Source organism: Sunxiuqinia sp. sy24 (genome assembly GCF_052677165.1).
The window spans coordinates 88,724-109,621 of sequence record NZ_JBQYLH010000001.1 but is presented as its reverse complement, the minus strand read 5'-3'; the positions used below and the strand labels follow the sequence as shown (position 1 = coordinate 109,621).

Below are 20,898 nucleotides of genomic sequence, written 5' to 3'. Positions count from 1 at the left end.
AAAGAAAACGTACAATCAAGATTCGATAAAAGCTAATAGCTTGCTGCAAATCTCCATTTGCCAACTCCTCATATCAGTCGTGTTTAGAGGGAGCCTTAATTTGATGAGCGAGCACGGATATTTTTTGGACTCTCTCGTTTCTGCAGATTCACTCCTTTCACCATGAAAAGCACCTTTTACTGAATCAATCGAATCATCCGGATACACCAATGCATAAGCAGACAATCACACCTCAAACTTCAAACCTTGCAGCTACTTTAATCTTTTGATTAAGCTCCCGGATTAATTCATTCTCGGCCAATGGATATTTTTCAGCCGCTTTTTCTTTGATGAACTTCCTTATTTCATACGCGTCCTTTTTGGTGATTTCTCCGGCGAGCTGCCAGCTTGAAATCTCATCAAGAAATTGATCAATTCCGATCTTGTGTATTTGTTGTAACGCTAATGATTCAATCAATTTGGTTTTGCTGCCTATTGGTTGAAGTTCCAATGGGCTTTCCATTTCCATGATAAGACTTTTAAATTCTTGTCTCCACATCAAACATAGCTTATTGAAAAATGATCGATCCATTAAATGCATGACTTGTAATTCAGGAACATGGAATGTTTTCCCAAGTTTCCGGGTAAAACGTATTTCAAAGCGCATAATATTTTTACCCTTAAAGTATTCAGGTATTACTTCTCGTTTTCTCTTCATTTCTCTGATTTTGTCATAAAAAATCAAACCCTTTTCTTCAGAACCATAGATAACACCATTGTCTAATACAGATTTTCTAAACCGGGATTTCTGTCCAAAATAATTGAAATAGGCAGCCGGATCATGTTTGACTTTCATGTTCCCGGAAAAATCTAAGCGTGAAACACGTGCCATTTCCAGGGGAAGTTCCAGACATTCTTTTAAAAGCTCCATGGCCTCAATATATTCCTTGAAAGTCATAGCATCCAGGTTATTCCCTTTGTAAAATACATGGATACTGCCTTCAATCTTGATTTTACTTTTGGTGATCCTGATTTTTAGATTTCTAATTTTACCTCTGATGAATGGTATTCCATATTCAATGCCTTTCGATGTGATTTCTAGTTCATGAGGGATCTGACTGAGGAAATTGATTGACAGATCATATTCATTGGTAAGTATCATGGTGAGACTATCGTAATTCATGGTTACAAGATTTGGGTACTCGTCCCGCTTAACAAGGAGATGAAAAAAACGAGGGGTTTAAACCCCTCATTTTATCTATGCAAAGTTCAGTTGAATAAATGAAGAGTGGGTCCTAAGAAATTCGAGTTCATGGTCTAATTCTCCATCAACTAGCTCGTACCAAAGGTTCTTCCGGTTGTGTTTTTGACCTCTGCCAATAAACAGCTCGATATCAGTGATCCCGGATTCTCTGAAGTTCTCATTGAAAACGACTAAGCAAGCATCATTAGTCCCTTTGATGTCGCAGTATCCATATGGGAGACCAGGTTCGGGAATGTAAACACTACTGATATTCTCAGAGCCTTTCGTGATGGCCATATCCGGGCTTTCTTCACCTTCCCAACGCTTGGGCCGGGGTACAAAATTAAAGGACCAGCCTCCTGGATTTGGATTTCGCTTATTAATAAGAAGCAATTGAAACCGATCATACTCCATAGTTGATTTGGAAATTTCAAAGCGATATTTGGCCTGTATCTCTTGGCGTTTTTCGGCCCGATAATAGTCAGATAGAATCATGATGCATCCTCCTCACTAAGTTCCGATTCGAGAATGGCCCTGAAATCTCTGAGATCACTCAAAAATATTTGCATCCCTTCTTTTTTGCCTTCATCAAAGGAATCTGATAGCCCAAGGATAAAGGAGAACATAAAGACATATTCCTCTACACTTTCCAGATCATACTGATCCACTAAAAACTGAATTGATTTATGTTTTCTCAGTTTCATTTTGCAGCTCTCCTATTGTTAAGTGACACATAGGTACTTGCCTTGGCTTGGATCTCATCAGCCGGGGTTATGCGATTTTGAAGCAAGAACCGATTAATGCTTTCTAGTTCAAAATATATCATCTTTCCTCGGGGCTTATAAAATTCTAGGCTTCCAAGCATAGTCATTTTGTATAAGTGACTCTTACTTATACCCATGTAAGTGGCGGCCTCTTCAAATGTTAGAACATCTTTTTGTGAGAGGATCATTCTTTCCATGTTCAGTTGCCTCTCTTCGATTCGCTTTAAAAGCTCAGCGATTGAAATTTCTCGCTTGTCCATTTTATTTCATTTTTTATTGTGAATAAAACAGGCCTAGGCGTGCACTCCCTTGCCCGGTTTTCTTGTCGATCGACGGTTCAAATGTAAGCAAGAGAAAAAACATAAAGCATTGACATACAAACAATAAAGCGACTACTCAGCAGGTCGCTAAGTGGTCGCTTTTAGTCGCCAATACTGTAAATCAATGCTTTAGCAGCTCGCTATTTTTTTGTGTATCTCAGCAATCAGGTCACTGTCAGAGCTTGGTACAGGTTTATTTTTTGCTAGTGCAATGGGATTGCCTTTATCATTAATGAAAACCAAGGGAACAAACCGCTCATAAACAGTCGATTTAATATCTAGGGGTCTTAGCGGCATGAGCAATTCACGTAAAAGCTGTTTGTTTTTAAGCCATGTTATTTTAGATTTCAGATTATTCCCATTCAATCCACCAAAGGCCCAAACAAAATCGTCTTTGTCGGTATCTTCTGGTATAAATCCACTGTCTACCAATAATTCACATAATAAGTTTCTCTGAGTATTGTTAAGTCTTGTATGGAAAAAACTGACAGCTTCATCTGTAAGATACTTAATTTCAATACTATTGTCAATCGCCAAGGTTCTTAAATTTATTGAAAACAATTGAAAAATTCTTCGCACCTCTTCAATAAATAAATCAATATCAGAATGCAAAGCACTTATGTCTATGTATTTATTGTTATGTTCGTGAAGGGGAATTTCTTCGGTATAGACTTCTCCAGTTATTCCTTTTTGATCAGCTTCGTCCTTTGAAATAGTTCTATATGAAGTTGAATCGCAGTCAAATAATTTAACCACTTCAATCACCTCCTTTTTATCAACATAGTCATACTCAAGTTGAATTTCAAGTGTCCGTAAGACTTCAAGAGCATAAATTTTTCTCGCATCTTCTGTCATTGTAGACAATCTGTAGAAAATATCATCAGTACAATCTTGAATTTCAGGGTACCAAATATTGCCAGTACATTTATACGGATGTTCAGGTAACAAATGGTGATTTTTTTCGTCCATTATCACCTTGATTAATCCATCAAAAAAAAGCCTTATGTTTTTCATATTTAATCAAAATGAGTTCAATTTCATAATTCATATTCTGGCAAAGAGTTAACGGCTTTCTTTTTGAGATCATCAACCACGTGCATATACACCTCTGTCGTTCTGGTCGAGGTATGGCCCAAGATACTACTTACTGTTTTAATATCCGGCTTTTCATCGCTGGTCAACAGGTTTACCGCTAAACTGTGACGGGCACAATGCCAGGTAATGTGTTTATTTATTCCAGCTTTCTTAACCAAATTGCTGATTGTCTTCGTCGCCCACTTTCTGCCGGGCAAATCAAAAACCACGCTATCTTCAGTTGCAGGTTTGCCAATTAATTTCAGAGCTGTTTGGTTAAGGTCAATTATTACTGAGTTTCCTGTTTTTTGCTGGTCAATTTTGAGTTGGGCCGCTGAAAAGTCAATATTAGAATATCTCAAGGCTTTAACATCAACAAATCTAAGCCCTGTGCATAAACAAAACAAAAAGGCTCTCTTGATCTCAGGCCTTGAACTGTTGGTTTTTGCTATCAGCTGTATTTCATCGTTTGTCAGTATCTGTTTTCTTAATCCAGATGGCTTTCTGCAGGTTAGCTCCTTGTCTCCCGGCTCCTTCTTTTGTGCCGGACTTTTGGATATAATATTTCTAGCTACTGCATAGTTGAGGATTTTCTTAAACCTGCTATAATATGAATTTGCCCCCTCTCCTTTATGATTGTCTTGCAAAAAATCAATAAAATGGATAATCATAAGTCTATCAATCTGGCTTATTTTAAGGGTTTCAAGTTTAATCCCGGGATAATCTTCTTTTATAAATCTCCTGAAGTCTTCAATAGCACCATTTATCATGGCCTTATCCTTTTTTGTATAGTTATCCAGATAGTTTTGGGCAAACTCAAAGAACAAAACTTTCTGCTTTGCGACAGGGATATAATCAAAAGCAAGGTTATTGAGTTCATTTTCCCGGTCAGTTCTGATCCGGTTCGCCAATTCATAATTTGCCCTGTTTTGCTCCTTGTCAATAGGATTCCTAGCTTTGGGGTTAATGTATAATTTCAGAAATTCATAAGAACGTTGTCCATCGCGGTAAATATCAAGATATAAACTGATGTTTCCAGAGACTAATATTTTTTCCCTAAGCACAACATTGTTCTTTTTTGTGCCTTTTTTGACCTTCTTTTGTGGCTTTGCTCCCATTATCTTCCGTTGTTAAGTTGTTGTTTTCAAATATAATAACAAAAACAACACGAGTAACAAACGAGTAACAAAAAGTAACAAAAAAAGAGTAAAGCAAAAGAAAATAAACAAATCTTAAATATTCCAAATGCCAGCATATCAGGCCTTTTATCTTTCTCTTATTTACTGTTTTCAGCATGGTAATTACCTTGACAGGGTAGGGGTCACTGGTTCGAATCCAGTACAGCCCACAAAAAGGCCAGTAAGTTTCTCACTTACTGGCCTTTTTTTCTGACGCTTTGATGCTTAACAAAACGTTGGCCAATAGAGTTGGAATCCTACTGCACCCTCAATTTCCCATCGAATGCATATTTCTTGCCCACTTCGGTCTGCAACTCCACTTCATGCTCTCCATACTTCAATTTGCAGGACTTACCGGCTTTGGACCAAACTTCCACTCTCTCAAGTCTGCCTCCACTCCAGCTGAAGGCCAGCTCAAAGCCGCCACGTGCACAAACACCAGAAATATTGCCCTCAGGCAAGGCGTCGGGCAAAGCCGGAAGAATGGCAATTTCATCCAAATGACTCTGTACCAACATTTCGACCATGCCGGCAGGCGCACCAAAATTACCATCAATCTGAAATGGAGGATGTGCATCGAATAGGTTGGCGTATGAGCCACCACCACCTGAATAAGCTACATCATCAATCTCAACAGGACGAAAAAGTAGTTTAACCATGTCGTAAGCATGATTACCGTCCAGGAACCGAGCCCAAAAGTTAATTTTCCATGCCAGACTCCAACCTGTTCCTTCGTCACCCCGAAAGAGGAGGGATTGACGGGCAGCGCGCATCAATTCAGGATTGTCGTTCCAATTGATTTCATTGCCCGGATGCACGGCCCATAAATGAGACACGTGGCGATGTTTATTCTTCGGGTTATCCAGGTCGGTCAGCCATTCCTGTAACTGTCCGTATTGCCCAATTTGGTTAGGAGCAATTTCCGGAAGCATTTTGCTCAGTTTCCGGGCAAATGCTTCATCTGTATTTAAAATAGAAGACGCTTCGATACACGAACGGAATAAGGCGCGGATGATTTGATGATCCATCGTTGGTCCAGCCACCAAGCCGCCATTCTCCGGCGAGTTGGATGGGGTGGCAATCAGGTAGCCCGTCACAGGATCTTTAATCAGAAATTCAGTAAAAAACTCGGCTGCTCCTTTCATGATTGGATAAGCTGTCTGAGCCAGAAACTCCTGATCCTGAGAAAACAGGAAATGCTCCCACAAATGCCAGCTCAACCAGGCGCCACCGGTTACCCAAATACCATGATTGGAATGATTAATGGGCGCCGTTCCCCGCCAAATATCAGTGTTGTGATGCAACACCCAGCCAGGAGCCTGGTAATGTTCGCGGGCAACCTCCGTGCCGGTCTCTGCGCAATCTACAATCATGTCAAAAAGCGGCTGGTGACACTCTGAAAGGTTAGTCAGTTCTGCTGGCCAATAATTCATCTCCGTATTAATATTGACCGTCCACTTGCTATCCCATGCAGGGTCGAGCTGATGATTCCAAATGCCCTGCAGATTGGCTGGCTGTGTCCCCGGCCGACTACTGGAAATGAGCAGATAACGACCATACTGAATGTATAACGCCAGCAGCTGAGGATCATCCGGATTCTCATGAAATGCGACAATGCGTTTGTTGGTTGGTAGCATTGACTGCTCACCACCACCAAAACTTACTTTAAACCGCTGAAACAAACGCTGGTAGTCGGTCTGATGTGCCTGACGGACATCTGCCATTTTCTGGCCAGCCAGCCGGGCCAATGTTTGCCGGACTTCCTGCTCCGGCTTCCCGCTCACGTCGCTATAATTGACATAGTTGGTTGCCGCCGCCAAATAAATAGTTGCCGTACCCGCATCGTTCACCGTCAATTTATTGCCATCGACAGCAAGCACTCCATCGGAAAAAATAGTTAACTCAGCCACGCCATAGAGGGCACCCTCTTTCACCTGTACCTTCAGCGAAAGCCTGTTCCCATCAGCTTTAATTTCTTTTGATTCATGAAGGGCATCAAATGCCAACTCAAAATTCAGCGCTTTTTGCTGATCGGCTTTCAGCTCAATGGCGATCACCTGATCAGGATAGGATGCCAGGTATTCGCGGGAGTAATTTACTCCCTTCGATTGATAAGTCACCCGCTGAACAGCCTCCTCCAGATCCAGCTCACGACGATAATCGGTGAAATCGGTATGACCGGGAAAATGCAAGTACAAGTCACCAAAAGCCTGATAAGCCTTTTGACCAAGCGGGACACTCATGAATTCGGCCATCGCCAGTTCTTCAGCTTCTTTCTGCTTTCCGTCAAAAAGCAATTGCCGTATTTCACCCAAATGCTTCCAAGCTCCCTGGTGTGCATAACTATGGGGAGCACCCTGCCAAAGCGTTTCCTCATTGAATTGAATGCGATCGCGAGTTACGCCACCAAAAACCATGGCGCCCAGGCCCCCATTTCCGATAGGCAAAGCATCGGTCCATTGCTCGGCAGGTGTGTTATACCATAATTTGAGTGGCTGGTTCGTGCAGGCTAGAGCTGATGAGCATAGCACCAATAAGAACAAAAAACTCGTTAAGCGTAGTCGATTGGTCATGTCTATTTAGTTTAGGTTAATGCGAAGGAGTGCCAAACTTGATTTGCAACTCACCGTTCGTAAAGTTAATTATTTTGTTCATTCTCACTTTCACCTTCGAACGATTGTTTAGGGAATCATCTTGATGCCAATGATCTAGAGATTGAGCACAAGCAATTAATCCTGCAGAGGAGCAATAAAAAACCCGGAACTCAAAAGCACCGGGTTCATCGCATTCAAAATCTTATGGTTGTTATACCAGGATATCTGTTGTCAGATTCTTAATACTTACTTCCAACTCTTCAAAAGGTTTTCCGTTACCTTGATTATCATCTTCAACAAACATATATTTCATACCAGCAACTTCCTTTGCAGCCAGAATCGCTTTAAAATCAATCACCCCTGCACCTACAGAAGTAACATCGTCTTTATTCACATCAAAAAACGGTGCTTCTTGTTTCTTCATATCTTTCATGTGGAATAACTGGAATCTTCCGGGATACTTCTTAAACAACTCCACAGGATCTTGTCCGGCTTTATTGGCCCAAAAGAGATCAAGCTCCATCGTGATATACTCAGGATCCATTTCCGGCATAAAGATGTCGAAATAAGGCACGACACCATCAATATTCTTAAATTCGAAATTATGGTTGTGATAGCCAAACTGAATACCCACACCATTCATAATCTTGCCTACTTCATTCCAGTCGCCAACCATTTTCTTGTAGGTCTCAATGTTTCGGTCTTCTTCGTTCACCCATGGCTGCACACAATATTTCACCCCCAATTCGGCATGATCGTCTGCCATTTTCTGAGCATTATCAATCGTAATTCCGGCTGCCTCAACCTGGGTATGACTACTCAAAATTGTCATCCCCATATCACTCACAATCTTCTTAAATTCTTTCGGAGCATAGCCGTAGAACTTACCATCGGCATAATTTGCCAACTCCAGATTTTTATACCCGAGATCTGATATCCTTTTCAACGAACCAAGCACATCGGCAGCCATCGCATCGCGGATGGTATACAACTGCAAACCAACGCCAAAACTTTTCCGGTCAACCGGCTGTGGGGTACATGCAAGTGGCCCAAGCACAGTAAGACCAAGGGCTCCCGCTGCTGAAATCTTTAAAAACTCTCTTCTGTTGTTAAACTTTGTCATGATCTATTCTTTTTGTTGGATATAGGTTAAATGTTGTGTTTTACACAAAGGCTAAATATACAATAAATCATTTAGATACCCGACAACTCACCCTTGGTTGGCACAAATAGGACAAGCTGCTAACAGAGCCTGGAACAAACAACAGCTCGAACACAATCAAAAGCAAATTTCGCTAAAAAAAGAATAGCAGGCCGTTTCCAGCCTGCTACCTCAATCCACGTTAAATCCAATTGTGAAAAACTATTCGCAAAAAACTAATTTCTTCGTTTTGATTTCCAGTACTTCCGAAACTGATCCTGGGTCATAATCCCAACCGGACCTTCGTAAATCCCGCCTAAACCAGCGCGATCATAAACCCTGATTTCCAAAATATTCTCCTCGCCAGCTTTAAACGCATCCGGTGGGAAAAAATAATTCCGGAATTCGCCGTAAAAATCGCGGTTCGACCAACGCTCAAGATCACCCGTCTGCCCTATCTTAAGGCCATTAAGATACAGCTGGTCGGCATCGTCAATCTTACCAGCCAGCAGCACCAAACGCTGCGAAGTAGCAGTCGCCGGCAGTTCAATTTTTCGGGTATAAACAGCATACCCATCGTAGTTATTGTAGCCCTGGTTCTCCCAGGCACCGGGCACCTGAATCTCACGTTGATCGCGTTGGTTATATGCCTTTCCCTTGTTGAACAACCAGCTTCCCGTCAAATCAACGAGAAAGGGAGGCAACACGCCCGTAGAATAAATTCGTAGGTTTCCTGAAACAATGCCTCCTTCGAGCTGACTATCGTAAACCCGAACAGCAATAAGGTTTTGCTCTCCTATACGAATGAGATTAGAAGGCACCTGATATTTGCGCGAAGCATTGTATGCGGTAGAAAACCGGGGCGGAAACGAGCCTGTTTGCCCGATTTTAACTCCATTAATAAAGACTTCGTCCACATCATCGATATAGCCCAATTCCAGCACCAATTTTTTATCAGCGATGGTTTCGTCTAAAACCACCTGCGTTCGGTACCAGGCATAGCCGTCGTAACCTCTGAATCCTTCATTTTCCCATCGGGCAGGCACCCGGATCTGATCCCAGGCCGAATCGTCATAGCCCACAGAAGCCCACTCGCGCTGGTCGCCAATGCGGAATTTCCAAAGACCACGCAAATCCTTTTCATCCGGCTCGAAGGCCACACACACATGAGCCAGCACAAAAATCAGGACCAGGCTTCCAAACCATCGTATTGCATTCATTCCTCTCATAGTTAATCAAATAATCGGATCAAATCCTGAAAAAAAGAATTCCAACCACTATTTTGTTCCTGCCAGCGGACTTTCTCACGAAAATCGCGAACATCCTGAGCTTTCATAATTCCTATCGGCCCTTCGTAAATACCTCCGAACTGGGACTCATCCTCCACCTCAACCGATAGCAGGTTTTTACTTCTCAAAAAATTGGAGGGGATTTTATAAATGCGGTAAAGCGCCCAGGCATTGCTTCGCTGAAAGCGCGAATAGCTATCCAGCTCTTCCACCTCTCCAATCTTATAACCATTCAAGTAAACGTCATCGTAATCATCAATCTTCCCTAATACCAGATACAATTCTTCGCCTTTGAGCGATTCGGGAAGCGTAAATCGCTTCCGATACCAGGCTGTTCCGTTAAAATCAGGATAACCCTGACTTTCCCAGTTCATCGGAACATAAATTTCATCCCACTGCTCGTCGCTGGTTTGCGGACTGTTCATATCGCCAAAGTTATCGATACTGAATTTCCACATTCCTGTCAGGTCAACAGCCATGCCCTCCTGGTCACGATCGAAATAGAATCCAAACTTATCGGCTCGTAATATCCCGCCTTCAAGGCCTTCATCAAACACGCGAATAGCAATTACATTTTTGGAGGTATTCAGGATAGAAACAGGAACCAGGTAGTGGCGTTCCTGATCGTAAGCCGATTCATAATTGGGAAAAAATTGCCCCGTCTGTCCCACCTTATGACCGTTAATGAAAACTTCGTCCACATCATCAATATAACCTAAAAATAAGTCGACCATTTCCGTTTTTGGAAGTTCCGTCAATCCAAAATTCTTGCGATACCACGCATACCCATTATAACCTTCGTAATAATGCTCCCAGTCTCGGGGAGCCTCAATAACATCCCAATCACGCGTATCAGCTGCCGGACTGGCCCAGTCGGGGTTATCGCCTACGGTGAACTGCCATCTTCCTTTCAAATTCACCAGCGTTTTCCAATCCGAAGCTTTCAGCTCCGAAGAACTAAAAGCCGCCAGAATAGTCAGATAAACGATAAAAACTTTATTGGTCATGATTGTATTAAGTTTCCTACAAGATATTTAAAAACAAAATCAATTCGAAATGCTGCTTTTTTTTGACTTAGTTCGTGTTGTAACGCACCGACAGATTAAAGACATAGGCTTCCCCCACAAGCACTTTGTCTGCTTTCAGTTTTTTGGTTTTAAAAATATGCTTCACATAGTCTTTGGCCGCATTGTCGTCGCTGCGAAGCCGGATCAGGCTCAAGGACTGGTCGCCATTGACGATAAAGCAAACCTGGACTTTCTCATCGAATTTATTAATGTCGTGTTGATAGAAGTAATTGTTCCAGTCCTTAATTTCTTCTTTAAAGCAGTCTGTAATTTCGTGGTACAGTTCTTTTTTTGCCATGTTCATTGCTGTTTCCCCAGCGAATGCCAGGCCGGTCATCATCATCAAAGCGACAACCATCATCGGAATTGTTCTTCTTGTTTTCATTGCTTTTGGACTTTAAGTGTTTCTATTTGTACTAGTTTCTGATACAAAGTAAAGCCACAGATGTAACCCCGCTGTCAAATGCAAGTCATATGATGCCACAAGATGTCACAGCAATGTCACAAATAAGAAAACCAACTCGAAACACCTATTCATAACAAGTAATCCTGAGAGAGAGGAACAGACTCAGGGCAAGGCACAGAGATTGCCCATTGAACTATTTACAAGGGACTATTTAAGAAGACCGGAAAACAAACAAGGGAGAAAGCTGAACTTGAACCCTGGAACTTAGAATTTAGAACTTAAAACCTGAAACTCACAGCACCAACTTGTAGCCCACGCCATGCACTGTAACAATATGCTGGCTTTCGGGAGTGTCAATCTTATTCCGAAGCCGAACAATAAAGTTGTCAACCGTACGCGTAGTGGGTTGATAATCCATCCCCCAAACCTGGTCGAGAATATCGTCGCGACTAACGATTTTGCCTGCATGACGAAAAAGGTAATGCAAAATCTCAAACTCTTTGTGTGACATCTTCAAGGGCTGGTTGCCCAAATCAAAAGCCTCGTAAGCTTCAAACGAGACCCGCAAATTACCAATGGAAATGAATTCATTGGTCGACTCGCTGGCATGGCCCACCCGGCGCAGGATCACCTTGATACGAGCCAACAGTTCGCGCAGGCTAAAAGGCTTGGTCACATAATCGTCGGCCCCCAGCTCCAGTCCCAGCACCTTGTCCAGCTCTTCGCCACGAGCGGTCAACAGGATAATCGGCGTGTTGATGCCGGCTGCTCGAGCCTTTTTACACACATCAAAACCCGACATTCCCGGCAGCATCACATCCAGCAAAACCAGGTCGAAGTCTGCAGACTGCAATTTCTTCAACCCATCATCGCCACGATCGGCCGTATCGACCTCATAACCTTCAAACTCGAGGTTATCACGGAGGCCAACCAACATGGCTTGTTCATCTTCAACAATTAAGATTTTTGACATGCATTTACATTTTTATCGGAAATTTCAGAATAAAAGTACTCCCCTCGCCCAACTTGCTGTGCACCGAAACCTTTCCTCCATGCACCTTCATGATGCGCTTTACCAGGTTGAGCCCCAGCCCCGACCCTTTGGCTTGATGCGCCAGATCGCCTTCGGTTACCCGATAAAACTGATCGAAAATATATTTTTGATTTTTTGCTGAAATACCAATGCCATTGTCCTGCACTTCAATCCATGTCTGTTTGTTTTTCTTCACCACACGAACTTTAATCTCCTTAGCCGCTTTATCGCTATACTTAATGGCATTATCCAACAGGTTATTCAGCATGGTTTTAAGCGCCTCCCCGTCAGCTTCAATCCAGGCCTCGTCAACTTCTGAGCTGAAGCAACAGTCCACATTCGCTGCCGAAAAATGAGAATCAAACGAAGCGATCAATTCAGGAACAGCCTGCTTCAGATCAATCTTCTTAAAATGATACTTGATCCGGTTTTTCTCGATGCGCGAAAAATTCAAAATACGATTCACAATATCCGTCAGCCGCACACTTTCCTGCTGAATGGTTCTGAGATATTCCGTTTGTTTCTCCTCGGTTTTTACTCGTTTCAGCAAGAGCGTCTCAGCATACATGCTAATTAAAGCCAAGGGGGTTCGTATTTCGTGCGAAACATTAGATACAAATTCGGATTTAATGGCTGCCAGCTTGATCTCCTTTCGAATGTTGACCAGCACAAATACAAAGCCAAGCACCACCAGCAAGCTCATGCCCAACAACGCATAATTATCACGCTGGGTCCGTTCCGAGGCCAGTTCCTCCAAGGTTTTCGACTTTAAGCGGATACCCAGCTCATGTTCGGGCAAGTACCACATAGCCGCCCGTTTCATAGTCTTCACTTCTCCGCGCTCAGCTTCATTGACATAAACCACGCTCCCCGTTATAGAGTCGGAAATAGTGATGTAAAAAAGGTCCTGTGCCACCTGCTGAATCATGGGACTCAGATTTTGCTGAATAAAAGTCCGGGGCTCCACCACCAATTGACAAAGTTGCTCTCCCTTTTTACTTTTGGGCAAAAAGTAAAGCAACAGATCATCGTGCCAGCGGCTTTCCTTCATCCGCTGATAATTGGCTTCCAGGTAAGTCTGAAGTTGCTCTACCTCCGCCTCTTCCGGCCAAACATCCATCGTAAAAACAGAATCGTTAAAGTAAATAGCCTCCTCATGCGAAGTCTCCAGGTTCAAAAAACGAACCGCACGAATGGCAGCATTATTCTGAAACAAGTTCTCAACCATGCCCTGCATGAGTTCATCCTTAGGATCTCCCGCCTGATCAAGACTCTGACTCCATTGCTGGACAACATTTTCTGAATATTGATTGATGGAATATAAAATCGATTCGAGCTGGGTACTGAACACCCGTTCCACCATCTGTTCATTTTTAGTCAAGGCTGAAAATTCGCGAACCAGGAAAAAGCCCATTGGCAAAGCAACAATCAGCAGTAATACAAGACTTATTTTAGCAAGCGTTCGCCCCATAGTGCCAGTATACATTTTCTGCAACCTGATAAAGGTATTAAATCGACGTCAAATTTCCGCCCCTTCTTTTGGAGCATGCTACCAAATAAGACGCGACCTCTCTGGGCTTTGTTACAAATTCCCTAAATCCTGTTCATAAACGCTTCAATGAGTGATAACAGCAAGAAATAGTCGACCCTGTTTTCCTTTATTGACCGACATTTCGCACCTCAACAACCATTGATAAAAGACAGCTAAACATAGTTATTTTGAATTAGTCTAAATAAGACGTAACTTGCTTATTGCAAAAGCAAAACAACTTATCAGCAGGTAATCTGCAACCTTTACATACACCAAATTCAAGCCGATTGAGCACAGGCTTTCGGAAAAGTTCTACATAATTCTAACAAATACAAGGTGTATGAAAAAAGTCAATTTATTCGTTATTCTGCTACTGTTTGTAGCCTCCGGCCTTTTCGCGCAAAACGAGATTAAGCCGGCCAAGTTTGAAAACGTAAGCTGGCACGAAGTTGTACTGATCGACTTCAAACCCGGCACGATAGAACGCGCCAAAGAAATCATTGAACTATACAAAGCTGCAGGAGCAGCCGCCCAGGTTCCTGGACCTGAAACGCACTGGTTTATGACCGGCGAATACAACATGATGCTTATTTGGACAATGAAAGGCGGACCTGCCGATATGGAATGGCGTCGTTCGCCCGATGGTGTAAAATGGTGGAGCGAATTTATCAGACAGCAAGGCTCAAAAGAAGCCGCCAAGGTCCTGCAGAAGGAATACACCAGCCTGATTCAGAAGGCAACAAGTTACATCACCCGAAAAGAGCTCTAAACATCTACTTATCAAGGCGTCTGTAAACGTCTTGAATTTCATGATCCTTTATGTTTGATTTGATTCTTATCAAAAATTCTAATTCGATGAAAAAATTCTATTTTCTCCCTATTCTTGCGCTTATGCTCGTTTCGTTATTGACCGATGCGCAGGAAAACAAGAAAGAACAACTATGGTACTGCTATGTAGAAACAGTAGCCCCTGAAGCTCTTTTTGAGTATCAGGAAATGAGTGTTGAACTGGTTGCTCTAGCCAAAGAACATGATTTCCCCTTTAGCTTTTATGTCTGGTCATCGCGCGACCTGGAATTTGAAGTCTGGTACCCCATCAACTCGTTAGATGATATTAATGCCATTGACGAAAGCTGGAATGAAATTATCGATCAGTGGGGACAGGAAAAAGCAATGGCCTTTGGTAAAACAAAAACCAAAAACAACTCGTTTACCATGACCACGCTGTACGAACTCTCCTACCAACCGACAAACCCACGGCCCGAAATTGAAGAAGCCGGATACCTTCAATACCAGGAATTCCATCTGATTCCGGGTAAGCAGAAAGAAATGGAAGCCATCATTCAGGATGCCAACAAGTTATTGGCCGAACACAACTACAATGATGCCTGGTACATTGCGAAAGCGGGTATTGGCATGCAGATGCCAAGCCTGATTGCCTGGTCCTATGGCAAAGATGCTCAGGACTTTTACACGCAAGACAAAAAATTTCAGGAAGAACTGGGAGAGGCTTTCAAACCGCTCAACAAGCGTTTCATCAACTGCCTGGCCAGCGTTAAATCGGGCGAAGTATTTTATAAGAAAACATTTAGCTATGAAAAAGAATAAACGCCAGCTCATCAACCTCGGCCTACTGTTCGGCTTGCTGTTCTCCTGCGCCGCCCAGGAAATGAAGCCGGCAGAAAAAACGGTTCTCAGCATCTTTACGCCGTACTTCTATTTCCCTGAAACCTTGAATGGCAACATTCAGACCCTCAAAGAAGTGAACTACTGGGCAAAAAAAGAAGACGGTGGTATTACCGCCGGCGAACGCATCAGCATGGCCGACCGCGACAGCTTGATCCAATGGACCAATGACATGGAAGTGTCGTTTGATGAAAGCGGAAACGTCACCCAAACCATTTTTCTGGATGAAAACGACAATTCTTTCGGACACTGGTCGGTGGAAAGTAGCGAGGGAAAAATCAGCAAGGCCAGTTGGATTAGGCAGGACACAACTCGCAACTACGTCCAGGTCAGCTACCCCCAGGAGAACGAAAAAATAATGGAGCGATTTCATGCCCAAACGGACACGCTAATCAACTATGCGGTGATTACCCTTAACGATCAAGGGCTGAAAACGTCTATCCAATGGTACAATGCCATGGAAGAACCCAGAGGCTATATCCGTTTTAACTACAACCTGGCAGGAAAACTGGATAATTACACAATAACCAACTCCGATACCTTACAGGTACAAATGAACTTTGTGACCAACGACCATGGGTTCTTTCAATCGCAGGAAGTTTACAGCGCACGCGACAGCACCACCGAAGTGTATGTTTACGAGTACACCTACGACGACAAAGGAAACTGGACCAGCTATACCGGATACAAGGATGGCAACCCCCAGGTCGTGTGCAAACGAAGCTATACCTATTATCTTAAATAATCTCCCTATATTCCCTTAGGTAGACTCCCAACCCAACTTCAACCCCCAAAATTGAAGTTGGGTTTTCCTCTGCCAACGAGATCGCTTTACAAGTGATTCAGCTCCTTGGCATAGCGTCGAGCCACAATGCTGATGTAGAACAGCTGAAAAGCATGGTAGATCATTACCGGAACCAGGAAAAGACTGCCGATGGTCGTATCTCCAAACAGCACCATCACCATCACGGAACCATGCACCAGTGATTTTTTTGAACCAGCAAAAAGCACGGTGATACGGTCCTCCCGATTGAAATGCATCAGCTTGGTCAACCGCTTTATGCCTTCAAAAACAAAGAAGAACAAAGCAATAACACTGCCGCCCAAAAGCAGCATCTCATGCAAGGCTATGCTGCTAAAAATACCGTTCATAAAAGAATCACTGAAACTACGATACACCACCGTCAGGATCACCGCTTTATCGAATAAGCTCAGGTAACGCTTGTTGCGATTAGCCCATTTCCCCCACCAACGATGCAGGACAAGCCCGATAAAAACCGGAATCAGAATCTGAACCACCAAGTCGTGCAGCACCTCGCCAAAAGCAAATGCCTCGCTTTGCTTTTCCAGGAAGATGCTCATCCACAGCGGCGTGATCAAAATACCGATCACCCCCGAGATGCTGGCATTGAAAATGGCGCTGGAGATATTCCCTTCGGCAATGGAAACCATTACCACCGACGATGAAACCGTTGAAGGCAAGGCTGCCAGAAAGAATACCGACAGCCAGAGGATTTCATTTTCGGTGCCAACAAACAACGGACGAAAAGCCAACACGATCAGTGGAAAAATCAAAAAGGTAATGGACTGGATTGCCAGGTGAAGTCGCCAGTTGCTCAGGTCATTTTTTAGCTTTTCGGGGCTAAGTCGTAAGCCATAGAAAAAGAAAAGCAAGGAGATCCCATAGTGAATCAGATCACTCAGCTCAACAGTACTTCCGGCTTTGCCGATCCCCGGCACCAGATATGCAATCAGAATCATCAACAGAATTCCGGAGATAAAGCCGTCGGGCAGAAACCGTTTGAGCGACTTAAAAAACGTATTTATCATGAAGCTAATCTTGTTGTTATCGTATGGTAAAGATGGGGTAATTTTCCGGAAAGCATTAACCAGCATTCAAATTATTCCGGATCAAAAGCTGCTCAAGAGCTAGTTGGTGGGCACAATTTCAACAATGGAAAAACCAAGTATCACCGCCCATCAGCACAATAAGCCCAGCTTCATCAACACCTGAAAAAGCCCTTCGAGCTAAGAAGCAAAAGCGTTCATTCGCCCAAAACCTAAACCTTCCTTCTGGTATTCTTGTTTGATTGTTTACTTTTGTGCCCCTTTAACTTATTCGTTTTATGGATTATTCGAACGTCAGCCTGTTTCGGCCTCAAATGGAATACCGTCGGTTTGGAAAGACCAACAAACAAGTCAGTGTCATCACCCTGGGAGGCATGCGTTTTAAGCATGGGCACAGCCAGCCGCGTCACGAAATTCCACAGGACACACTGACTCAAGCCACCCAAACAGTCCGCATGGCGCTTGACCAAGGCATCAACCTGATTGAAACGGCTTACGGCTATACTAAAAGCGAAACGATTTTTGGCAAGGTGCTCAACGAAGAGTTAAAACTGAAACGGGACAGTTATTACCTCATGACCAAAGGCAATCCGAGCACGGCCGAAGCCGCCCGTGAGTTGGTTCAGCAACAGCTGAATGACCTGCAAACCGATTTCTTCGATTTCTATGGCTGGCATGGCATCAACACCATGGAACTGCTCGAAACAGCCTGTGCCCCAAGAGGGCCGGTAGAAGAGCTGCTGAAGATGAAAGAAGAAGGCATCATCAAGCATGTCGGATTCAGCACCCATGGCCCACTCGATGTGATTCTGAAAGCCATTGAAACCGACCTGTTCGATTTTGTCAACCTGCACTTCTATTATTTTTTCCAGCGCAATAAAGCAGCCATTGAGCTGGCGGCCAGCAAAGACATGGGCGTCTTTATTATTTCGCCCAACGACAAAGGCGGACAACTGTTTAACCCGCCACAAAAGCTGATCGACCTGACGGCTCCACTTCAACCCATGCAATGGAACGCCCGCTTCTGCCTCAGTCATCCTGCCGTGCATACCTTAAGCTTTGGCTTAACCGAACCGGCCCATTTCGATCCCATCAACGGGATCTTTCCAGCTCCGGCTCCCCTGTCTGAGACCGATGAACGCATTAAACAACAGCTGGATGAGCAAGTCAATCAGGTGCCCTATGCCGATTTCGACGGCTATGCCCTGGAGAACGATCCCTCCGGCCTCAACATCCCCGAGATCCTGCGCTTTCGCAAGCTCTGGAAATGTTACGACATGCTGGACTTTGGGCTCTACCGCTACAACATGTTCCAGGAAAAAGACCACTGGTTTCCGGGCAGGTTTCCCACGCCGGAAAACCTGCAACAAATCGATCTGAGCCAATGTCCCGATGAGATCCCACTTGTTGAACTCATTCAGGAAACACACGCCGGCCTCTATCACCCAAAAAAATAAAACGCTGCTCGTTGACTTTGAGTGCGGCAGTTTCCGAACCGCCGATTTGGCACCTACGTGTGGCCACCATCGATCGTAAGCGTACAACTGTAACATAACGCGGCTCCATCCCTCCAAAGGCTGACAGGACCTGCGGATGCTGTCCGGTTATGGCAAGCTACTGATCGCCCACCACGGAAAGCAATCGTTGAACACCGGCAATAACAGCTCCCGCCAACGCGGCCCCAGGCTATTTTTACAGCCTGCATTTTTGTTTATCGCCACGAACCTTGCGATTTTTCTTAACCATTCGCCGGACTCGAACAGTCCAACGCAGCCAACACGCTCATTAGTTGCTCCTTGTTGTTTGGGTTCAATAAAAATAAAACAATTAGCCATCCCGGGAGTTAGTTAAGTAGAAACCAAAAACAAATTGAATGAAGTATTTAGTAAAAATACACGACGTATCAACGACTGATGAACTTGAAGGAGCCTGGAATAACGAAGACTTTAAGGAGTTACTGGCAAGATTTGAATACCCCGGTGCGGAGCAGTTAAAGCCAACCGAATTGAAGGAATACCTTTTTATGGCCATTTCCGACTTTGAACCCAACGAGGCAGCGGCTATTTTGCTCGACTACAAACTTTCGGATGTTTTAAACGAAGGACAGATTGATAATCTTTCGCACGAAATGTTACGCGAAAAAGTCTCTGAAAACTATACCGAGATCGACCTTCACCAGGATCTGTTCAACATCAATCAGTTGCTTTACAAAGCCTATAACGGAAAGTTCCCCCTAACCAAGGTGAATATCGTACAATTCGAAATCACGGGCGAAAACAATGCTCCGGAAGAAATCGACAAGGAGATCGCGTTGAAAGCGCTGAGCCAGGGCCTTTCAGACAATAACTTACTCAACCGGCTGTTAAGCGACCAGCTCGAGGGCAAAACATCGTTTCCGGAGGCCGAAGGAATTGTGTGGGACTTGCAAAACAAGGGAGGGCACCTCTATTCGATGACCACTTCAGAAAAATGGCTGACCAAAACGGACTTTACCAACCTGGAATATGAATGTACCGTGCAGCCGTTTGAAGACCAGGATGAAGAAGACTAAGCCAACGGGCGCCTGGTGAAAAACAGCTTGAACAGCAGGGTGCACAGGCAAAAAACGAGGTCATTAGACCAACTGCTCCGGCGCAACAGTGGGGCAGAATAGCTGATAAAAAAATAAACGATGGAACTGGATAAAAATAAAGACGCTGAAAAGAAAAAGGAAACGATTCAGGATAAAGCAGACCAATGGATCGATAAAACGGAAGAATTTATAGCCGATGCGGCAGACAAAATACATGAGAGCGAAACCTACCGCAAAGCCGACCAATCGATTGAAAAAGTAACCCAAAAGGTATTCCACAAAGCCGGAAAATGGTGGGCGAAATCGGAGCATTATTTTAAAAACAAAGATAAAAAATAGCACAAACCAATAATCCTGTGCTGCTGCTTCTCCTTCCCTTCTGCTCCTCGTTTGGAAACGAGGAGCAGAAGGCTTTAAGCTTCAACCGCTTTGGCCGTTAGAAACAACCGACAGCTTCCCCGCGGCCCAGATAAGGCAGAAATGAAGCTTTACCCCGATCTTCCAAGAGAGAGGGGAAGAGTCCGGGCAATCCGACAGGATTGGGATCGACTCAGGGGTGAGTTAACTAGCGTGAAATAAAAAATTATAAATATGAAGACTACCTCAAAACAGCTCAGGCTCTTTCATTTATTGGCATTTTCTACTCTCCCCAAGCTCGTAAAACTCGCTTCGCCCCTCTCTTCCAGAAGAGAGGGGAAGAGTCAGAGCAATCCGACTGGATTGTGAGCGACTCAGGGGTGAGTTATTTTCAACTTAAGCCAGTCATAACTAAACCCGGCTCATTGATTAAGCGCCGCCTTTATTCTGTCAAGAACCTTATGCAGATCTTTCAATTCTTCATTCTTAATCCTTAGAACCCGCATCCCAAGACCTTCCAGAATCGTATCTCGGTGTTGGTCATCCTCCTTCTGAAAGTCATGAATTTTTCCATCAACTTCAATGACCAGCTTTTGCGATGCACAATAGAAATCAGCAATGAAGAATTGTGGATGATTGTTGTGCTGTTGGTAAATAATGGGATGTTGCCGAAGAAACTTATACCCGTGAAACTTACGGGCACGAAGCCGTCCCCATAGTTTGGTTTCTTCACGGGTCATATTTTGACGCAAGCGCCGTGCTCTTCCTATTGGTGACTGGTCACTCATAGCATTTAGGCTGATGCACTAATTTACA

23 protein-coding genes are annotated in these 20,898 nt (G+C 43.8%); 6 read left to right on the top strand and 17 right to left on the bottom strand.

The genetic code is table 11. The annotated features are described in order from the left end of the window. Window positions 1-232 precede the first annotated feature (232 nt). From ACUNWA_RS00450 to ACUNWA_RS00390, 13 genes are all read right to left on the bottom strand, one after another. Window positions 233-1,141, bottom strand: coding sequence for a phage/plasmid replication domain-containing protein (locus ACUNWA_RS00450; protein WP_445590255.1), 909 nt, complete (start codon window positions 1,139-1,141; stop codon window positions 233-235). A gap of 96 nt (window positions 1,142-1,237) precedes the next feature. Beyond that, window positions 1,238-1,717, bottom strand: coding sequence for a hypothetical protein (locus ACUNWA_RS00445; RefSeq protein ID WP_445589900.1), 480 nt, complete (start codon window positions 1,715-1,717; stop codon window positions 1,238-1,240). Next, window positions 1,714-1,926 (bottom strand): hypothetical protein, encoded by a 213-nt coding sequence (locus tag ACUNWA_RS00440; protein WP_445589899.1) that lies wholly within the window; start codon window positions 1,924-1,926, stop codon window positions 1,714-1,716. Before ACUNWA_RS00440 ends, ACUNWA_RS00445 begins: the two co-directional genes overlap by 4 nt. Next, a complete protein-coding gene (locus ACUNWA_RS00435; RefSeq protein ID WP_445589898.1) occupies window positions 1,923-2,246 on the bottom strand; it encodes a helix-turn-helix domain-containing protein in 324 nt (107 codons plus the stop codon). The genes ACUNWA_RS00440 and ACUNWA_RS00435 overlap by 4 nt, the downstream gene beginning before the upstream one ends. A 189-nt stretch (window positions 2,247-2,435) precedes the next feature. Next, window positions 2,436-3,320, bottom strand: a complete 885-nt coding sequence (locus ACUNWA_RS00430) for a hypothetical protein (RefSeq protein WP_445589897.1) — start codon at window positions 3,318-3,320, stop codon at window positions 2,436-2,438. Window positions 3,321-3,343: 23 nt separating this feature from the next. Next, window positions 3,344-4,498, bottom strand: a complete 1,155-nt coding sequence (locus tag ACUNWA_RS00425) for a tyrosine-type recombinase/integrase (RefSeq protein WP_445589896.1) — start codon at window positions 4,496-4,498, stop codon at window positions 3,344-3,346. Window positions 4,499-4,815: 317 nt separating this feature from the next. Further along, window positions 4,816-7,131, bottom strand: coding sequence for a glycoside hydrolase family 95 protein (locus tag ACUNWA_RS00420; protein WP_445589895.1), 2,316 nt, complete (start codon window positions 7,129-7,131; stop codon window positions 4,816-4,818). Window positions 7,132-7,363: 232 nt separating this feature from the next. Further along, on the bottom strand, window positions 7,364-8,275 hold the full coding sequence (locus tag ACUNWA_RS00415) for a sugar phosphate isomerase/epimerase family protein (RefSeq protein WP_445589894.1): 912 nt from the start codon (window positions 8,273-8,275) through the stop codon (window positions 7,364-7,366). A gap of 254 nt (window positions 8,276-8,529) precedes the next feature. Beyond that, a complete protein-coding gene (locus ACUNWA_RS00410) occupies window positions 8,530-9,513 on the bottom strand; it encodes a beta galactosidase jelly roll domain-containing protein (RefSeq protein ID WP_445589893.1) in 984 nt (327 codons plus the stop codon). Between the two features lie 11 nt (window positions 9,514-9,524). Next, window positions 9,525-10,589 (bottom strand): sugar-binding domain-containing protein, encoded by a 1,065-nt coding sequence (locus ACUNWA_RS00405; protein WP_445589892.1) that lies wholly within the window; start codon window positions 10,587-10,589, stop codon window positions 9,525-9,527. Window positions 10,590-10,656: 67 nt separating this feature from the next. Then, a complete protein-coding gene (locus ACUNWA_RS00400; RefSeq protein WP_445589891.1) occupies window positions 10,657-11,034 on the bottom strand; it encodes a hypothetical protein in 378 nt (125 codons plus the stop codon). Between the two features lie 313 nt (window positions 11,035-11,347). Continuing rightward, window positions 11,348-12,028 (bottom strand): response regulator transcription factor, encoded by a 681-nt coding sequence (locus ACUNWA_RS00395; RefSeq protein ID WP_445589890.1) that lies wholly within the window; start codon window positions 12,026-12,028, stop codon window positions 11,348-11,350. A 4-nt stretch (window positions 12,029-12,032) separates the two neighbouring features. After that, window positions 12,033-13,559 carry a sensor histidine kinase gene (locus ACUNWA_RS00390; RefSeq protein ID WP_445589889.1) on the bottom strand — a complete coding sequence of 509 codons (1,527 nt, stop codon included), beginning with the start codon at window positions 13,557-13,559 and terminating at the stop codon, window positions 12,033-12,035. 400 nt (window positions 13,560-13,959) lie between these two features. On the opposite strand from ACUNWA_RS00390, the gene ACUNWA_RS00385 reads away from it, so the two are divergent. The 3 genes from ACUNWA_RS00385 (at window position 13,960) to ACUNWA_RS00375 (ending at window position 16,050) form a co-directional block, all read left to right on the top strand. Continuing rightward, the gene (locus ACUNWA_RS00385) at window positions 13,960-14,388 is read left to right on the top strand and encodes a hypothetical protein (protein ID WP_445589888.1); all 429 of its coding nucleotides are present in this window, start codon (window positions 13,960-13,962) and stop codon (window positions 14,386-14,388) included. An 86-nt stretch (window positions 14,389-14,474) separates the two neighbouring features. Next, window positions 14,475-15,227 carry a hypothetical protein gene (locus tag ACUNWA_RS00380; RefSeq protein WP_445589887.1) on the top strand — a complete coding sequence of 251 codons (753 nt, stop codon included), beginning with the start codon at window positions 14,475-14,477 and terminating at the stop codon, window positions 15,225-15,227. Continuing rightward, entirely contained in the window at window positions 15,214-16,050 is an 837-nt protein-coding gene (locus ACUNWA_RS00375; protein WP_445589886.1) for a hypothetical protein, read from the top strand. Before ACUNWA_RS00380 ends, ACUNWA_RS00375 begins: the two co-directional genes overlap by 14 nt. A gap of 86 nt (window positions 16,051-16,136) precedes the next feature. On the opposite strand, the gene ACUNWA_RS00370 is transcribed toward ACUNWA_RS00375, so the two are convergent. Then, window positions 16,137-17,135 (bottom strand): bile acid:sodium symporter family protein, encoded by a 999-nt coding sequence (locus ACUNWA_RS00370; RefSeq protein WP_445589885.1) that lies wholly within the window; start codon window positions 17,133-17,135, stop codon window positions 16,137-16,139. A gap of 296 nt (window positions 17,136-17,431) precedes the next feature. Between ACUNWA_RS00370 and ACUNWA_RS00365 the strand changes: the two genes are divergently transcribed. Next, entirely contained in the window at window positions 17,432-18,610 is a 1,179-nt protein-coding gene (locus ACUNWA_RS00365; RefSeq protein ID WP_445589884.1) for an aldo/keto reductase, read from the top strand. A 53-nt stretch (window positions 18,611-18,663) separates the two neighbouring features. Here ACUNWA_RS00365 and ACUNWA_RS00360 read toward each other — a convergent pair whose 3' ends face one another. Together ACUNWA_RS00360 and ACUNWA_RS00355 are read right to left on the bottom strand one after the other, a co-directional pair. Beyond that, entirely contained in the window at window positions 18,664-18,795 is a 132-nt protein-coding gene (locus ACUNWA_RS00360) for a cytochrome c3 family protein (RefSeq protein ID WP_445590254.1), read from the bottom strand. Then, window positions 18,758-18,988, bottom strand: coding sequence for a hypothetical protein (locus ACUNWA_RS00355; protein ID WP_445590256.1), 231 nt, complete (start codon window positions 18,986-18,988; stop codon window positions 18,758-18,760). The genes ACUNWA_RS00360 and ACUNWA_RS00355 overlap by 38 nt, the downstream gene beginning before the upstream one ends. A 38-nt stretch (window positions 18,989-19,026) precedes the next feature. Here ACUNWA_RS00355 and ACUNWA_RS00350 point away from each other — a divergent pair, with 38 nt between their 5' ends. Together ACUNWA_RS00350 and ACUNWA_RS00345 are read left to right on the top strand one after the other, a co-directional pair. Beyond that, entirely contained in the window at window positions 19,027-19,704 is a 678-nt protein-coding gene (locus ACUNWA_RS00350) for a hypothetical protein (protein ID WP_445589883.1), read from the top strand. Between the two features lie 120 nt (window positions 19,705-19,824). Then, on the top strand, window positions 19,825-20,064 hold the full coding sequence (locus ACUNWA_RS00345) for a hypothetical protein (RefSeq protein ID WP_445589882.1): 240 nt from the start codon (window positions 19,825-19,827) through the stop codon (window positions 20,062-20,064). Window positions 20,065-20,504: 440 nt separating this feature from the next. Here the strand turns inward: ACUNWA_RS00345 and ACUNWA_RS00340 are convergent, their stop codons facing one another. After that, entirely contained in the window at window positions 20,505-20,870 is a 366-nt protein-coding gene (locus ACUNWA_RS00340; RefSeq protein WP_445589881.1) for an endonuclease domain-containing protein, read from the bottom strand. Between the last annotated feature and the right edge of the window lie 28 nt (window positions 20,871-20,898).

Coding starts and splice junctions, on each gene's coding strand:
- ACUNWA_RS00450 (WP_445590255.1), bottom strand. CDS start 1,141: ATGATACTTACCAATGAATATGATCTGTCAATCAATTTCCTCAGTCAG.
- ACUNWA_RS00445 (WP_445589900.1), bottom strand. CDS start 1,717: ATGATTCTATCTGACTATTATCGGGCCGAAAAACGCCAAGAGATACAG.
- ACUNWA_RS00440 (WP_445589899.1), bottom strand. CDS start 1,926: ATGAAACTGAGAAAACATAAATCAATTCAGTTTTTAGTGGATCAGTAT.
- ACUNWA_RS00435 (WP_445589898.1), bottom strand. CDS start 2,246: ATGGACAAGCGAGAAATTTCAATCGCTGAGCTTTTAAAGCGAATCGAA.
- ACUNWA_RS00430 (WP_445589897.1), bottom strand. CDS start 3,320: ATGAAAAACATAAGGCTTTTTTTTGATGGATTAATCAAGGTGATAATG.
- ACUNWA_RS00425 (WP_445589896.1), bottom strand. CDS start 4,498: ATGGGAGCAAAGCCACAAAAGAAGGTCAAAAAAGGCACAAAAAAGAAC.
- ACUNWA_RS00420 (WP_445589895.1), bottom strand. CDS start 7,131: ATGACCAATCGACTACGCTTAACGAGTTTTTTGTTCTTATTGGTGCTA.
- ACUNWA_RS00415 (WP_445589894.1), bottom strand. CDS start 8,275: ATGACAAAGTTTAACAACAGAAGAGAGTTTTTAAAGATTTCAGCAGCG.
- ACUNWA_RS00410 (WP_445589893.1), bottom strand. CDS start 9,513: ATGAATGCAATACGATGGTTTGGAAGCCTGGTCCTGATTTTTGTGCTG.
- ACUNWA_RS00405 (WP_445589892.1), bottom strand. CDS start 10,589: ATGACCAATAAAGTTTTTATCGTTTATCTGACTATTCTGGCGGCTTTT.
- ACUNWA_RS00400 (WP_445589891.1), bottom strand. CDS start 11,034: ATGAAAACAAGAAGAACAATTCCGATGATGGTTGTCGCTTTGATGATG.
- ACUNWA_RS00395 (WP_445589890.1), bottom strand. CDS start 12,028: ATGTCAAAAATCTTAATTGTTGAAGATGAACAAGCCATGTTGGTTGGC.
- ACUNWA_RS00390 (WP_445589889.1), bottom strand. CDS start 13,559: ATGGGGCGAACGCTTGCTAAAATAAGTCTTGTATTACTGCTGATTGTT.
- ACUNWA_RS00385 (WP_445589888.1), top strand. CDS start 13,960: ATGAAAAAAGTCAATTTATTCGTTATTCTGCTACTGTTTGTAGCCTCC.
- ACUNWA_RS00380 (WP_445589887.1), top strand. CDS start 14,475: ATGAAAAAATTCTATTTTCTCCCTATTCTTGCGCTTATGCTCGTTTCG.
- ACUNWA_RS00375 (WP_445589886.1), top strand. CDS start 15,214: ATGAAAAAGAATAAACGCCAGCTCATCAACCTCGGCCTACTGTTCGGC.
- ACUNWA_RS00370 (WP_445589885.1), bottom strand. CDS start 17,135: ATGATAAATACGTTTTTTAAGTCGCTCAAACGGTTTCTGCCCGACGGC.
- ACUNWA_RS00365 (WP_445589884.1), top strand. CDS start 17,432: ATGGATTATTCGAACGTCAGCCTGTTTCGGCCTCAAATGGAATACCGT.
- ACUNWA_RS00355 (WP_445590256.1), bottom strand. CDS start 18,988: ATGGCTAATTGTTTTATTTTTATTGAACCCAAACAACAAGGAGCAACT.
- ACUNWA_RS00350 (WP_445589883.1), top strand. CDS start 19,027: ATGAAGTATTTAGTAAAAATACACGACGTATCAACGACTGATGAACTT.
- ACUNWA_RS00345 (WP_445589882.1), top strand. CDS start 19,825: ATGGAACTGGATAAAAATAAAGACGCTGAAAAGAAAAAGGAAACGATT.
- ACUNWA_RS00340 (WP_445589881.1), bottom strand. CDS start 20,870: ATGAGTGACCAGTCACCAATAGGAAGAGCACGGCGCTTGCGTCAAAAT.